Raw genomic sequence first — 13,139 nt, forward strand, 5'->3', positions numbered from 1 at the left:
GTTCATTCGTCCCTTCACCCGGAGAGGAAGGCTGACGTCATGGTCTGGGCATCATGGACGACCCCCGGGGTCTTCACCGGCCAGGGTGGCGCACGAACCGTCGAAGCGGGGATCGTCGCCGGCGACCTGACCGTCCACACCACCTGGGACGGCAAAGAGGCCGACGTGGCGGTCCAGTACACGGGCACGTCCGAATGGTTCACCCTCACGGGCAGCCCCGTGCCCTGCCGTTCCGAGGTGCACAGCCGGCAACTGCACCAGGCAGCCGTGGAAGCGGTCAAGGCAGGCGGTGGCTCCACCGTTCCCGAACTCTGAGGAATCGCATATCCGATTGCCCCTGCGCCGTCGGGTGCGCATGCTGCTGGGATGCGGTTTTCCATCAACATCCCCAACTTCGGCGACTTCGCCGATCCCCGTAACGTCGCCACCGTGGCGGCTGCCGCCGAAGAGGCGGGCTGGCACGGGCTGTTCGTCTGGGATCACGTCCTGCACCGACAGCACCAGGGCCGTCCCTTCGGGGACCCCTGGATGCTGCTGACCGCCGCCGCGTCGGCGACGTCCCGGATCCGGCTGGGCACCCTGCTGACGCCGGTCCCGCGTTACCGTCCGCAGCAACTCGCCCGCCAAGTGGCCACGTTGGACCAGCTCAGCGGCGGCCGGGTGATCTTCGCCGCGGGCCTGGGAGGCCCGATCGAGGACGAGTACGGCAGCTTTGGCGACGCCACCGATCCGCGCCTCCTCGCCGAGCGGCTGGACGAGGGACTGGAGCTGCTGCGGCGGTTCTGGTCCGGCGAGCCGGTGAACCACCACGGCCGGCACTACGAGGTGCGGGACGTCACGCTGCTGCCCGCCACGGTGCAGCGGCCCGGTCCGCCGGTGTGGATCGGCGGGTTCTGGCCGCGCCGTCCGCCCATGCGCCGAGCGGCGCGGTGGGACGGCGCGGTGCCGCTCTTCGAGACGGCCCGGCACGGGCATGTGCCGGACGCGGCGGAGGTACGCGAGCTGATCGGCTATGTGCGCAAGCAGCGTACGGCCACAGCCGAGCGCCCCTTCGAGTTCGTGCTCGGCGGTGCCACGCCCCTCGACCCGGCCAAGGCCAGGGACGTGATCGGTCCGCTGTACGACGCCGGCGCGACCTGGTGGGACGAGCGACAGGTCCAGACCGGCCCCGACCTGGACCGGCTGGCACCGGTCCTGCGCCGCATCGAGGCGGGCCCGCCGCCGATCTGAACAGCTACCGCGGCGCCCGAGGCACGAGGTCGGTGATCCAGACATTGCGTCCCTACTCGGCCAGCGCGGCCGAGTGCGCCAGCAGCAGCGCGCAGGACGCGACGAAGAGAGTCACCATGAGGGGTCCCGCGACGCCGTGCCCCTCAGCGAGGCTTCCCGACGCGGCCTGTCCGGCGGCGGTCCCCAGGGGGCCGCGGCCGGACAGGACGGTCATGGCGATCGCGGCGCGTCCGGCGGGGGGCGAGCCGCTCGGTGAGGGCGTAGAGGCTGATCATGTAGGGCGCGACCGTGAAACTCGTCGGCGCGATGCCTGCGGGCAGGGACACGAGCCGGGCATCGACGAACAGTGTGAGCATGCCGATGAAGAGGCCGCGGCGAATGACACACACCGGGCGCGCAGGGAGAACCGCTGCGGGAGCCAGGCACAGGCGACGCCGGCCAGAGCACTGCCGATGCCGAAACTCGGCGTACACGAGGCCCGAGGCGCCGGGCCTGCCGATCGGGCGCCGAAGATCACTCCCATCGCGACCATCGCCAGCAACCTGACGGCCAGGGGACGACGAGGCGGCCGGGGCCCTTGATACCGCTCCGCGGGACGCCGCCGCGAGGGGCCTGGGCGTGGAGCAGGGCCATGGTCGCCCCCGCGGGCGCGAAGGGGTTCACGGCCGCGAGCAGGCCGACCGGAGCCGGCCTGGCGACGAAGGTCAGGATACCGAGCGTCGCCTCCACGTGGGTGAGGATCGCCGCGTGCCCGTCGCGCACCGTCAGCCCGCCGAGGGAGAACTCCTCGATGCCGGTGAACTCGTCCTCCTGGACGGGTACGAACGACCGTGCCCTGGGCGCCCGCCCGGCGCCATGGCGAAGTGCGCGAGGTCCATGGCACTTCGCCCCCTCGGACAGCCGCGGCCGCGCAGGGCACGGGTTGTCCGAGAAGGCTGCGGCGTCGGCCTGTTGCCGGTTACGGCTTCCGGGCGAGCCCGCCGTGCTCCGCGATGGTCTCCGGGGTGGCCGAATCTGGCTCCGGACGCCACTGCGGGACCGAGACGACGCCGGGCTCGACGAGTTCCAGGCCGTCGAAGAAGGCGGTGATCTCGTCGACCGTACGCAGGTTGTACGGGACGGCGCCGCTGTCGTTGTAGGCGTCCTGGGCCTGCTCGAAGACCGGGTCGATGCCGCGCGAGCCGTCGTTGATGGAGAGGTAACTGCCCGACGGCAGGGCGTCCATCAGGCGGCCCGCGATCGAGCGGGCCTGATCGTGGTCGGCGACGTGTCCCAGGATGTTGCTGAGGATCAGCGCGACAGGACGGTCGAAGTCCAGTGTCGCGGCGGCGGCCTTGAGGATCTCCTCCGGGGAAGTCACGTCGGCGTCGATGTAGGCGGTCGCGCCCTCGGGGGAGGAGTAGAGCAGGGCGCGGGCGTGCGCCAGGACCATAGGGTCGTTGTCGACGTAGACGATCCGCGCCTCGGGGGCGAGCCGTTGGGCGACCTCATGTGTGTTCTCGGCGGTCGGCAGACCGGTGCCGACGTCCAGGAACTGCCGGATGCCCGCCTCACGGACCAGATAGGTGATGTTGCGGCGCAGGAACGCACGGCTGCTGCGGGCGATGGTGACGATGCCGGGGAAGACCGCGGTGTACGCGTCGCCGGCCTCCTCGTCGACGGGGTAGTTGTCCTTGCCGCCGAGCCAGTAGTTCCAGATACGGGCGGAGTGCGGCACCGACGTGTCGATCTTCTGGCCCATCGCCGTCTCGGGCGTGGTCGCGGGGTCGGTCATGAGTCGTGTCCGTCTTTCGGTGCGGGCGTGTCAAGGCATGGATCACTCACCGCACAACCTATGTCCGAACGACCGGATTTCGCCCATGAGTTCGGCCTACTCCCCGCCGGACGGTGACGTGGGGTCGCCCGACTGCTCCTGGAGACGGACGGTCACTACGGCTTCCGCGAGGACCTCCGCCGGCATCTCGTGTCGGCGCTCGGGGATGTGCACGGCGATCGCCTCGGCCACCGGCTCGTACACCTTGGGCCGTCGGCCCACCTTGCGGATACCGCTGTCACCAGCCTGTCCAGGCGGAAGGCGGCGAGTTCGCGGGAGATGCCCAGGCTGTCGGCGACCTCCTTCGACCGGCGCGCCCTGCCCAGCGGCAGCATCACCCCGCCCGGCGCCGTCGCGGGCGTCACGCACCCCCCGGTCCGGGTATGCGTGTTCCTGGGCCTCCTGCTCGGCTGTGCCGGAGGGGACCCCCGGGGCATGGTGTCCCAGGGGTTCTCCGCTGTCGTCCGGCCTGTCGGGCTCGCGCGGGTCAGCCGAGCTGGAACGTCGCCTCGACCGGGTAGTGGTCGCTGGGGGCGTTGGTGTCGGTCTGGCCCGTCGTCCAGCCGGACTGGGGGTCGAAGTCCACCTTGACGGTGGACATCGCGGCCGGCGTCGGGCGGCCCGGCGCGTTGAGATAGCCGAGGTAGTCGAGGTCGTCCCGGTAGTCCCTGGGGAAGGACTCGATGCCGGACATGTACTGGCACCAGACGGAGACCGGGCAGTCCATGGTCCTCAGGGTCTGACCGGAGTCGGTGGCCGGGGTGCCGAGCACACCGTTCACCGCGGCCTGGGCGTTGGCGTAGTCACCGCGCGACTGGCCGCCGTAGTACTCCACGTTCAGGTCTCCGCCGATCAGGACCGGCGCGGTCGAGCCGGCGATGCCGTCCACCCAGGTGCGGATCTCGCCGAGCTGGGCGAGCCGGGTGGACTGTGTGGTGTCCGTGGAGGCGTCGGACTCGTCGGCCTGCAGATGGGTGCCGACCACCCAGCTCTTCACACCCTCCTTCTCGATCTGCGCCAGCGCCGCGCCCTTGTTGGCGTGGTAGTCCCAGGTGCCGTAGGTGGAGTTGCTGAAGACGTGGGCGTACTGGGCGGTGATCGGATACTTGGAGAGGATCATGGTGCCGCCGTTGATGACGAACCACGAGTTGGAGCAGTCACCGCTGATGCCCGTCCAGCCGCCACCGGAACAGGTCTGGCCGACGACGGGGGTGTGGTACGGGTAGAGGTCGGCGAGCTTGCTGATGATGTCGGCGGTCGAGCTGTTGTTGAAGTCCTCGTCCAGCACCACCACGTCCGCGCCGTGCTTGCGGATGATCGACTCGACGGTCGGGGTGCGCTGCGCCGCCTTCTCGTTCTGGGTGCTGTCGACGATCGCGGTGCCGAGATCGACGTTCCACGCGAACACCGAGAGGCCGGTGCCGGTGCCCGCGCTCGCGGTGGGGGCCGCGTAGCCGCTGAAGCCGAGCAGCAGGGCGGCCGCTGCGGAGGTGAGGGCGGTAGCTGTACGACGCGAGACCATGCGCTCTCCTGGTGAGGTGGGAAGTCCCCGGGCCGCGACCGATTGATCGGTCGCGTACATGACACTGCGACTCTAGGGTGCTCGCGGGTACGGCTGAGGGAACTTCCCCCGATCGCCTCATGGAGAGAAGGTGTCTGGACAAGTTCGTCCCGTGGCGGAGTGAATCCGACCGGCCGGAGCCTTCTGTTCGGGTCACGCCTGTTCACACATTCCCTGAGCCGGACCGGGCCGGGAAGACGCCGCCTAGGGTGGGTGTATGGGCGGCGTGGTGACGCTGTTCCTGTGCGGGGACGTGATGCTCGGGCGCGGCGTCGACCAGATCCTTCCGCACCCCGGAAGCCCGGTGCTGCGCGAGGGTTACGTCACGGATGCCCGGACGTACGTGGAACTGGTCGAGGCGGTCAGCGGTCCGATCCCCGCGCCGGTCCACCCCGCCTGGCCGTGGGGCGACGTGCTGGGGCTGTTGGACGAGGTCGCGCCGGATGCCCGGATCGTCAATCTGGAGACGGCCGTCACGCGCAGCGACGCCTTCATGCCGGGCAAGGCGGTGCACTACCGGATGCACCCGGCCAACCTGCCCGCCCTCGCGGTGGCCCGGCCCGACGTGTGCGTCCTGTCCAACAATCATGTGCTGGACTTCGGCCGGCCGGGCCTGGAGGAAACCCTGGACTCACTCGCCGGCGCAGGACTGCGAGCGGTGGGCGCGGGGCGCGACGCCGACGAGGCCTACGCGCCCGCGGCGGTCCCGCTCGGTCCCGGCCACCGCATCCTGGTCTTCGCCCTCGGAGCACTGTCCAGCGGCATCCCGCCCGACTGGGCCGCGACCACGGACCGCTCCGGTGTCGCCTACGTCCGCGAACTGTCGGCGTCGGCGGCCGAGGCGGCCGTCCAGCGGGTGCGGCGGGACAAGCGGCCGGGCGACATCGTGGTCGTGTCGGTGCACTGGGGCACCAACTGGGGCTATCTCGTTCCCCGCGAGCAGACGCGTTTCGCGCGCGCCCTGGTCGACGGCGGCGTCGACATCGTCCACGGGCACTCCTCGCACCATCCCCGCCCCGTCGAGGTGTACCGGGGCCGGTTCATCCTCTACGGCTGCGGCGACTTCATCGACGACTACGAGGGCATCTCGGGCTACGAGGAGTACCGCGACGACCTCCGGCTCGGCTACCTCGTCTCGGTGGAGGCGGACACGGGACGCCCGATCGGCATGCGGATGGTCCCCTGGCAGGCGCGGCGGATGCGGCTGGAGCCCGCCGGGGAGCCGGACCGCGCGTGGCTGCGCTCGACCCTCGACCGGATCTGCCACGGCCTGCACATCGGCATGGAGGCCGACGGCACGCTGAGTGTCCTGGCGGGGTCGGCGGGCGCGGACCGGTGATGCAGCGGGGCGCCGGACGTCACGCGGTGCAGCGGGGGTGAGCCGGAGAGTTGCGGGTACCTGGTGTTGGCGGACGGAACGGCCTCGCGCTGTTCGGCTCGGGCCTCGCGCTGTTCGGCTCGGGCCTCGCGCTGTTCGGCTCGGGCCTCACGCCGGCACTCGTCTTCTGCCTCGGGCTGGCGATGACGGCCGTGGGCGGCACCCGTCGCCGTCACCGCCACCACCGCGTTTCCAGGTGGCGCAGGAGGCGGGACACGACCGGGCCCGGCGGGATCACGGGGCCGGGAGCACGGGCCTGAGCGCCGATTGAAAGGCCAACAAGACAGCGCCGCGCACCTCGGGCACCATGGCTGCAGGCCTTGTTCGGCCGATGGATGTGTTCGTGCGCCGCGGCATCGGCGCCACCACCGGAAGTCCGCCGAGTCACCTGGGGTGGTGAACTCACCATGCTGCTACCGGCGAAATCCGAAGTCCGCCGCCTGCTGCGACACTATCGGGTGTGCGAACGCGCCACCGTCGCGGCACCCGCCGATCTCGCGTCCCGTGCCGCCTTCGAGGACTCGGGCTACACGCTGTGCGTGCTGATGGGCGAGCGCAACCCGCGGGAGGCGGCCGCCGCCGCCCGGCGCTATCTGCGCACCGACCTGGTCACTTATCTGAGGAAGCGGACAGGGCGGGTGCGTGCGGCCTCCGTCGGCCGGCGCTCGCGTCGGTCCGCTCCGACGACCCAGGATTCCCGGGCGGGCTGACTGCTCGCACCGGCACAGTCGTGAAGGGACGAGCGATGACGACTGCGAAGGACATCATGAGCCCGGGCGCCCAGTGGATACCCCGGCACGAGACGCTGGACCGGGCCGCGCAGATGATGCGGGACCACGAGGTGGGCGCACTTCCGGTCAGCGACCCCGACAACGGTGACCGCATGTGCGGCATCATCACCGACCGCGACATCGTGGTGAAGTGCATCGCCTCGGGTCGTGACCCGGCGCGGATGACGTGCGGTGACCTGTGCGAGGGCACGCCGCGCTGGATCGATGCCGCCGCCGACATCTCGGACGCCCTGCGGGAGATGGAGGGCCACCAGATCAAGCGCCTTCCGGTGGTCGAGAACAAGCGCATGATCGGGATGATCAGCGAGACCGACATCGCCCGGCACCTCGGCGACGACCAGCTCGTGGAGTTCGTCCATCGGGTGTACGCCCCCGCCTGATCATGTAAGAGACCCGCCACCCCGTCGCCGACGGTTCGGCCGCCGAACGCCTACTCCGGCTCACCGGAGTCGGCCGGCCGAGTCGTCGGCGAAACCTTTGACGGCTGACCGATCCTTGACCGCTGCTTCGGCCTCCGCGATGCTGTGTTGCGAAACGTGAGAGGTGTGCCGTAATGGGCAACGTCTCGATCCCGCTGTGAGCCGAGGAGTGGCCATGTCTCAGCAGGTCCGTGGTGTCGTCGCGCGGAGCAAGGGCGCCCCTGTCAGTCTGGAAACGATCATCGTGCCCGACCCCGGCCCGGGCGAGGCGCTGGTCAAGATCGAGGCCTGCGGGGTCTGCCACACCGATCTGCACTACCGCGAGGGCGGTATCAGCGACGACTTCCCCTTCCTGCTGGGGCATGAGGCCGCGGGTGTGGTCGAGGCGGTCGGCGAGGGGGTCACCGAGGTGGCGCCCGGTGACTTCGTGATCCTCAACTGGCGTGCCGTCTGCGGCCAGTGCCGGGCCTGTCTGCGCGGTCGGCCCTGGTACTGCTTCAACACGCACAACGCCAAGCAGAAGATGACCCTGACCGACGGTACGGAGCTCTCGCCCGCGCTGGGCATCGGCGCCTTCGCCGAGAAGACGCTCGTCGCGGCCGGCCAGTGCACCAAGGTCGACCGGGCCGCCTCGCCCGCTGCCGCCGGGCTGCTCGGCTGCGGAGTGATGGCCGGCCTCGGCGCCGCGATCAACACCGGGAACGTCGGCCGCGGGGACACCGTCGCCGTGATCGGGTGCGGCGGGGTGGGAGCCGCGGCGGTCGTCGGATCGAGGCTGGCGGGTGCGTCGAGGATCATCGCCGTGGACATCGACGACCGCAAGCTGGACACCGCGAAGAAGCTGGGCGCGACCCACACGGTCAACTCCAAGCAGGCCGACGCGGTCGACGCGGTGCGCGAGCTGACCGGTGGCTTCGGCGCCGACGTCGTCATCGAGGCCGTCGGCCGCCCGGAGACGTACCAGCAGGCCTTCTACGCCCGCGACCTCGCCGGCACCGTCGTGCTCGTCGGCGTCCCCACCCCCGAGATGAAGCTCGAACTGCCCCTGCTGGACGTCTTCGGCCGGGGCGGCGCCCTCAAGTCGTCCTGGTACGGCGACTGTCTGCCCTCCCGTGACTTCCCGATGCTCATCGACCTCTATCTGCAGGGCCGTCTCGACCTGGACGCCTTCGTCACCGAGACCATCGCGCTGGACGAGGTGGAGAAGGCCTTCGAGCGGATGCACCAGGGCGACGTGCTGCGCTCGGTGGTGGTCCTCTGATGGCGGGCGCCCGCATCGAACGGCTCGTCACTTCGGGGACGTTCTCGCTGGACGGTGGCACCTGGGACGTCGACAACAACGTATGGATCGTGGGCGACGACACCGAGGCGGTCGTGATCGACGCCGCCCATGACGCCGACGCCATCGCCCGGGCCCTCGGCGGTCGCACCCTGCGGGCCATCGTGTGCACCCACGCGCACAACGACCACATCGACGCCGCACCCGACCTCGCCGCCCGCACCGGCGCCCCGGTCCTGCTGCACGCCGACGATCTGCCGCTGTGGAAACAGACCCATCCCGACCGGGCGCCCGACGGCGAGCTGACCGACGGGCAGCGCCTCACCGTCGCCGGAGTGGAGCTGACCGTCCTGCACACCCCGGGACATGCCCCGGGGGCCGTCTGTCTGTACGCCCCGCACCTGTCCGCGCTGTTCAGCGGCGACACGCTGTTCGCCGGCGGCCCCGGGGCCACGGGACGGTCGTACAGCGACTTCCCGACCATCATCCGTTCCCTCAGGGAACGCCTCCTCGCCCTGCCGGACGACACCGTCGTGCACACCGGCCACGGCGACACCACCACCATCGGCGCCGAGGCGCCCCATCTTCAGGAGTGGATCGAACGCGGCTTCTGACCGCCCGGCGACAAGCGGCCCTGCCCCGGTGACGGACCGACGTGAACGGCACCGGCGGCAGGGCCGTCGTCGCACCTGTGCCACCACCCCTGATCTCTTTGCTGGCCTGCGCTTTCGAGGTCGCTGCTGCATGCCCGGAAACCGGTCGCCGGACCCCGCGCAAAGGGCCCTGTGGATGCCTTGACAACGCTTCAGGGCGGCCAGCAGACTGGCGTTGCGCTAATCGCAATCCGTTTCGCTATACGCACCGAGGTGTCATGATGATTCCCGCGTGCCGACTCGCGGATCTACCGCGAGGCGAGGCCCACCGGCTCGACATCGACCCGCCGGTCTCGGTGTTCCACACCGACGACGGCGAGCTCTTCGCCATCGACGACACCTGCACCCACCAGGACGCGTCGCTCGCCGACGGCTGGCTGGAGGGCTGTGAGGTGGAATGTCCTCTGCACGCCTCCAAGTTCGACCTGAGGACCGGAGCCGTGGACGCACCGCCGGCCAAGCTCCCGGTCCGCACTCATGAGGTCGTCGTCGAGGACGGCATGGTCCACGTGCGGCTGTCCACCGAGGCGCCGAACCTGCCGCCGTGCGTCGCCGCCCGCCTGGCCGGAGGCCCCGCGTGAGGACCGTCGCCGTGGTGGGCGCCTCGCTGGCCGGTCTGTCGGCGGCGCGCTCGCTGCGGAAGCAGGGGTACGACGGCCGGCTGGTCGTCGTCGGCGACGAGCTCCACCGCCCGTACGACAGGCCGCCGTTGTCCAAGGAGTTCCTTGCCGGTGCCATCGGCGAAGCGGAACTGGCACTGGAGAGGGACGACGAGGAGCTCCAGGCGGAATGGGTGCTCGGCGCCCGCGCCACCGGCCTCGACCGCACCGGGCGGGCGATCCGGCTCGCCGACGGCCGGGAGATACGCGCCGACGGCGTGGTCCTCGCGACCGGCGCCGCCGCCCGCACCCTGCCCGGCACCGAAGGTCTCGCCGGCGTCCATGTGCTGCGCACGCTCGACGACGCCCGCGCCCTGCGGGACGACCTGGCCCGGGGCGGACGGCTGGTGGTGATCGGCGGCGGCTTCATCGGCGCCGAGGTCGCCTCCACGGCGTACGCCCTCGGTCTCGACGTGACCGTGGTCGAGGCGGCTCCGACACCGCTGGCCGGACCGCTCGGCGAGGCCATGGGCCAGGTCGTCTCCGCCCTCCACACCGATCACGGTGTACGGCTGCTGTGCGGCGTGGGGGTCAAGGGCCTGAGCGGGGACGAGCGGAGCGAGACGAGGGTCCCCCCGGGCGGAGTCTGGGGGAGGGTCGACGCCGTGCTGCTGGAGGACGGCCGCAGCATCCCCGCCGACACCGTCGTCGTCGGTGTGGGGGCGCGCCCCTGTGTCGAGTGGCTGGAGGGCTCCGGCGTCGCCCTCGACAACGGCGTGAAGTGCGGCGCCGACGGCCGCACGAGTGTCGCCGGGGTGGTCGCCGTGGGCGACTGCGCCAACTGGTACGACCCGCACACCGGGGTCCACCGCAGGGTCGAGCACTGGACCGGCGCGCTGGAACGGCCGGACGCCGCCGTCGCCGTGCTGCTCGCCCACGGTGCGACGGAGCCGGGTGTGCCCCGGCCGCCGTACTTCTGGTCCGATCAGTACGGCGTGAAGATCCAGTTCGCCGGCCATGCCGCCGGGGCCGACAGCGTGACGGTCGAGGAGGGCTCGACCGACGACCGCAGTTTTCTGGCCGTCTACCGCAGGGCCGATCGGCCGGTCGCCGTGCTCGGCATGAACCAGCCGCGGCTGTTCACCCGATGGCGCAAGCAGTTGGCCGCCGTCACGTCTTGACACCGCCCCTGCGGCAACCCATTCTGCGTTGCACATGAAACGCAGTGTTGCTTCATACACAACGCCGACCGAAGTCGCTCTTCCCGGCGCGTGACCTATCGATCCACGACGTTTCCCGAGGAGTGCACCGTGACCTCGACCAGCCTGCCGGACAGCCTGATCGCCACTCTCCCCGGCTCCGCCTACACGGACCCCGGCATCTTCGCCCAGGAACAGGAGCACATCTTCGAGACGATGTGGTTCTGCGTCGCGCGCTCGTCCGACCTGGCCAAGCCCGGCGCCTTCCGCACCGTGGACGTGGGCCGCGAGAGCATCCTCGTCACCCGGGCCCGGGACAACGCGATCCGCGCCTACTTCAACGTCTGCCGGCACCGCGGGGCCAAGCTCTGCACCGAGGAGACGGGCGAGGTCAAGCGGGCCTTCCAGTGCCCGTACCACGCCTGGACCTACGACCTGAACGGCAAGCTCGTCGCGGCGCCCAACCTGACCAAGATGCCCGACGTCGGCCGCACCGAGTACGGGCTGGTGAGCGTGGCCGTCCGCGAATGGCTCGGCTATGTCTGGGTCTGCCTGGCGGAGAACCCGCCCTCCTTCGAGGAGGACGTGATGGGAGCCGTGGTAGAGCGGCTGGGCGACACCGCGTCGATCGACCGCTACGACATCGCGAACCTCTCGGTGGGCAAGCGGATCGTCTACGACGTCAAGGCGAACTGGAAGCTCGTCATCGAGAACTTCATGGAGTGCTACCACTGCGCCACGATCCACCCCGAACTCACCGAGGTGCTGCCCGAGTTCGCCGACGGCTACGCCGCCCAGTACTACGTCGGGCACGGCGCCGAGTTCGGCGCGGAGATCCAGGGCTTCACCGTCGACGGCTCAGAGGGCCTGGACCGCATTCCGGGGGTGTCCGAGGAGCAGGACCGCCGGTACTACGCGATCACCGTCAAGCCGCAGGTGTTCATCAACCTCGTGCCCGACCATGTGATCTTCCACCGGATGTACCCGGTGGCCGTCGACCGCACGATCGTCGAGTGCGACTGGCTCTACCTCCCGCACGTGGTGGAGACCGGCAAGGACGTCAGCCGGTCCGTGGAGCTCTTCGACCGGGTCAACCGCCAGGACTTCGACGCCTGCGAACGCACCCAGCCCGGAATGAGCTCACGGCTGTACGCCAAGGGCGGCGTGCTCGTGCCCAGTGAGCACCACATCGGTGCCTTCCACGACTGGGTGAACGAGCGTCTCGGCACGCACCACCCGGAGTGAGGAGCGCCCGTGGCCCGCGCGGGGGGCGTACGCGGGCCGTACGGCGGTGGTGCTCCGTGCGCTCAGCCGAGGTATCCCATCCGGTGGCTGATCTCCTCCGCACCCTTGACCAGCACCGGAGCCAACTCGTGCATGCGCTCCTCGGTGAACCGGTAGGAGGGCCCGGAGGCGCTGATCGACGCGATGACCCGGCCCTCCCGGTCACGGATCGGGGCGGCCATGGCGTGCAGCCCGATCTCCAGCTCCTCCAGCGTCCAGGCGTAACCGCGCTCCCGGGCCTCGGCGAGGTTCTTCTCCAGCTTCGCCTTCGCGGAGATCGTGTGCGGGGTCAGCTTCTTCAGGCCCGTCTCGGTCAGCAGGGCGGCGCGTTCCTTGGCGGGCAGGTGGGCCAGCATGATCTTGCCGCTGGAGGTGGCGTGCAGCGGGGTCAGCTGGCCGACCCAGTTGTGGGCGGTGACCGCGGACTGGCCGCGCACCTGGTAGAGGTTGATCGCGTAGCGCTCCTGCATCACGGCGATGTTGACCGTCTCGCCGATCTCCTCGGCCAGGCGCTCGCACACCGGCCGGCCCTGCTGGGTGATGTCGATGCGTCCCGTGACGGCGCCCGCCAGGCGTACGATGCCGAAGCCAAGCCGGTACTTGCCGCGCTCGCCCGACTGCTCCACGAGGCCGCGTGCCTCCAGGGCGCCGAGCAGCCGGAACGCCGTCGACTTGTGCACATCGATCTCGGCGGCCACCTCGCTCACGCCTGCCTCGCCACGCTGGGCCAGGATCTCCAGGACGCTGATGGCGCGGTCGACGGACTGCACCCCACCGGGCGGCGAACCGTTCGTTTCGGTATCCGGACTGTAGTTGCTCATAGCGGAACTATACGCGCAGTAAACAACACGCAGGCAAGTAACGCGCTGTGAACAAAGATCTTACAAGTTGCGTTGTTCGCAACCTAGTGCGTATAGCGATACCCGTACTAGC

16 protein-coding genes are annotated in these 13,139 nt (G+C 70.3%); 10 read left to right on the forward strand and 6 right to left on the reverse strand.

Annotation, left to right across the window (positions count from 1 at the left end; genetic code table 11):
• Positions 1 to 39 precede the first annotated feature (39 nt).
• Both ACFYOH_RS25990 and ACFYOH_RS25995 read left to right on the forward strand, forming a co-directional pair.
• Complete coding sequence (locus tag ACFYOH_RS25990; RefSeq protein ID WP_388629824.1) at positions 40 to 315, forward strand: hypothetical protein; 276 nt, start codon at positions 40 to 42, stop codon at positions 313 to 315.
• Between the two features lie 51 nt (positions 316 to 366).
• Positions 367 to 1,230, forward strand: coding sequence for an LLM class flavin-dependent oxidoreductase (locus ACFYOH_RS25995; RefSeq protein ID WP_388629826.1), 864 nt, complete (start codon positions 367 to 369; stop codon positions 1,228 to 1,230).
• A 52-nt stretch (positions 1,231 to 1,282) separates the two neighbouring features.
• Here ACFYOH_RS25995 and ACFYOH_RS26000 read toward each other — a convergent pair whose 3' ends face one another.
• The 5 genes from ACFYOH_RS26000 to ACFYOH_RS26020 all read right to left on the reverse strand — a co-directional run bounded on the left by ACFYOH_RS26000 (position 1,283) and on the right by ACFYOH_RS26020 (position 4,565).
• The gene (locus ACFYOH_RS26000; RefSeq protein ID WP_388629828.1) at positions 1,283 to 1,444 is read right to left on the reverse strand and encodes a hypothetical protein; all 162 of its coding nucleotides are present in this window, start codon (positions 1,442 to 1,444) and stop codon (positions 1,283 to 1,285) included.
• 299 nt (positions 1,445 to 1,743) lie between these two features.
• Positions 1,744 to 1,992: a hypothetical protein gene (locus ACFYOH_RS26005; protein ID WP_388629831.1), complete on the reverse strand. Its 249-nt coding sequence runs from the start codon at positions 1,990 to 1,992 to the stop codon at positions 1,744 to 1,746.
• A gap of 196 nt (positions 1,993 to 2,188) precedes the next feature.
• Entirely contained in the window at positions 2,189 to 3,004 is an 816-nt protein-coding gene (locus ACFYOH_RS26010; protein WP_388629834.1) for an SAM-dependent methyltransferase, read from the reverse strand.
• Between the two features lie 96 nt (positions 3,005 to 3,100).
• Positions 3,101 to 3,265 carry a hypothetical protein gene (locus ACFYOH_RS26015; protein WP_388629837.1) on the reverse strand — a complete coding sequence of 55 codons (165 nt, stop codon included), beginning with the start codon at positions 3,263 to 3,265 and terminating at the stop codon, positions 3,101 to 3,103.
• A gap of 265 nt (positions 3,266 to 3,530) precedes the next feature.
• Entirely contained in the window at positions 3,531 to 4,565 is a 1,035-nt protein-coding gene (locus tag ACFYOH_RS26020) for a sphingomyelin phosphodiesterase (RefSeq protein ID WP_388629840.1), read from the reverse strand.
• Between the two features lie 256 nt (positions 4,566 to 4,821).
• Between ACFYOH_RS26020 and ACFYOH_RS26025 the strand changes: the two genes are divergently transcribed.
• The 8 genes from ACFYOH_RS26025 to ACFYOH_RS26060 all read left to right on the forward strand — a co-directional run bounded on the left by ACFYOH_RS26025 (position 4,822) and on the right by ACFYOH_RS26060 (position 12,167).
• Entirely contained in the window at positions 4,822 to 5,943 is a 1,122-nt protein-coding gene (locus tag ACFYOH_RS26025) for a CapA family protein (RefSeq protein WP_388629843.1), read from the forward strand.
• 446 nt (positions 5,944 to 6,389) lie between these two features.
• Entirely contained in the window at positions 6,390 to 6,692 is a 303-nt protein-coding gene (locus ACFYOH_RS26030) for a DUF5133 domain-containing protein (RefSeq protein ID WP_388629846.1), read from the forward strand.
• 35 nt (positions 6,693 to 6,727) lie between these two features.
• Positions 6,728 to 7,153, forward strand: a complete 426-nt coding sequence (locus tag ACFYOH_RS26035; protein WP_388629849.1) for a CBS domain-containing protein — start codon at positions 6,728 to 6,730, stop codon at positions 7,151 to 7,153.
• Positions 7,154 to 7,367: 214 nt separating this feature from the next.
• Positions 7,368 to 8,453 carry an S-(hydroxymethyl)mycothiol dehydrogenase gene (locus tag ACFYOH_RS26040; protein WP_388629852.1) on the forward strand — a complete coding sequence of 362 codons (1,086 nt, stop codon included), beginning with the start codon at positions 7,368 to 7,370 and terminating at the stop codon, positions 8,451 to 8,453.
• Positions 8,453 to 9,085: an MBL fold metallo-hydrolase gene (locus ACFYOH_RS26045; RefSeq protein WP_388629854.1), complete on the forward strand. Its 633-nt coding sequence runs from the start codon at positions 8,453 to 8,455 to the stop codon at positions 9,083 to 9,085. The genes ACFYOH_RS26040 and ACFYOH_RS26045 overlap by 1 nt, the downstream gene beginning before the upstream one ends.
• A gap of 257 nt (positions 9,086 to 9,342) precedes the next feature.
• On the forward strand, positions 9,343 to 9,705 hold the full coding sequence (locus tag ACFYOH_RS26050) for a bifunctional 3-phenylpropionate/cinnamic acid dioxygenase ferredoxin subunit (RefSeq protein WP_388629857.1): 363 nt from the start codon (positions 9,343 to 9,345) through the stop codon (positions 9,703 to 9,705).
• Complete coding sequence (locus ACFYOH_RS26055; protein WP_388629860.1) at positions 9,702 to 10,904, forward strand: NAD(P)/FAD-dependent oxidoreductase; 1,203 nt, start codon at positions 9,702 to 9,704, stop codon at positions 10,902 to 10,904. Before ACFYOH_RS26050 ends, ACFYOH_RS26055 begins: the two co-directional genes overlap by 4 nt.
• A 129-nt stretch (positions 10,905 to 11,033) precedes the next feature.
• Entirely contained in the window at positions 11,034 to 12,167 is a 1,134-nt protein-coding gene (locus ACFYOH_RS26060) for an aromatic ring-hydroxylating dioxygenase subunit alpha (protein WP_388629862.1), read from the forward strand.
• A 62-nt stretch (positions 12,168 to 12,229) separates the two neighbouring features.
• Here ACFYOH_RS26060 and ACFYOH_RS26065 read toward each other — a convergent pair whose 3' ends face one another.
• Positions 12,230 to 13,027: an IclR family transcriptional regulator gene (locus ACFYOH_RS26065; RefSeq protein ID WP_388629864.1), complete on the reverse strand. Its 798-nt coding sequence runs from the start codon at positions 13,025 to 13,027 to the stop codon at positions 12,230 to 12,232.
• Positions 13,028 to 13,139 lie beyond the last annotated feature (112 nt).

Source organism: Streptomyces sp. NPDC007856 (genome assembly GCF_042868225.1).
Taxonomy (GTDB): domain Bacteria; phylum Actinomycetota; class Actinomycetes; order Streptomycetales; family Streptomycetaceae; genus Streptomyces.

Excerpts from the sequence above, each read along its gene's own strand:
- ACFYOH_RS26010 (WP_388629834.1), bottom strand. The coding sequence starts at position 3,004 with ATGACCGACCCCGCGACCACGCCCGAGACGGCGATGGGCCAGAAGATC.
- ACFYOH_RS26000 (WP_388629828.1), bottom strand. The coding sequence starts at position 1,444 with ATGACCGTCCTGTCCGGCCGCGGCCCCCTGGGGACCGCCGCCGGACAG.
- ACFYOH_RS26050 (WP_388629857.1), top strand. The coding sequence starts at position 9,343 with ATGATGATTCCCGCGTGCCGACTCGCGGATCTACCGCGAGGCGAGGCC.
- ACFYOH_RS26030 (WP_388629846.1), top strand. The coding sequence starts at position 6,390 with ATGCTGCTACCGGCGAAATCCGAAGTCCGCCGCCTGCTGCGACACTAT.
- ACFYOH_RS26065 (WP_388629864.1), bottom strand. The coding sequence starts at position 13,027 with ATGAGCAACTACAGTCCGGATACCGAAACGAACGGTTCGCCGCCCGGT.
- ACFYOH_RS26040 (WP_388629852.1), top strand. The coding sequence starts at position 7,368 with ATGTCTCAGCAGGTCCGTGGTGTCGTCGCGCGGAGCAAGGGCGCCCCT.
- ACFYOH_RS25995 (WP_388629826.1), top strand. The coding sequence starts at position 367 with ATGCGGTTTTCCATCAACATCCCCAACTTCGGCGACTTCGCCGATCCC.
- ACFYOH_RS26045 (WP_388629854.1), top strand. The coding sequence starts at position 8,453 with ATGGCGGGCGCCCGCATCGAACGGCTCGTCACTTCGGGGACGTTCTCG.
- ACFYOH_RS26035 (WP_388629849.1), top strand. The coding sequence starts at position 6,728 with ATGACGACTGCGAAGGACATCATGAGCCCGGGCGCCCAGTGGATACCC.
- ACFYOH_RS26020 (WP_388629840.1), bottom strand. The coding sequence starts at position 4,565 with ATGGTCTCGCGTCGTACAGCTACCGCCCTCACCTCCGCAGCGGCCGCC.
- ACFYOH_RS26025 (WP_388629843.1), top strand. The coding sequence starts at position 4,822 with ATGGGCGGCGTGGTGACGCTGTTCCTGTGCGGGGACGTGATGCTCGGG.
- ACFYOH_RS25990 (WP_388629824.1), top strand. The coding sequence starts at position 40 with ATGGTCTGGGCATCATGGACGACCCCCGGGGTCTTCACCGGCCAGGGT.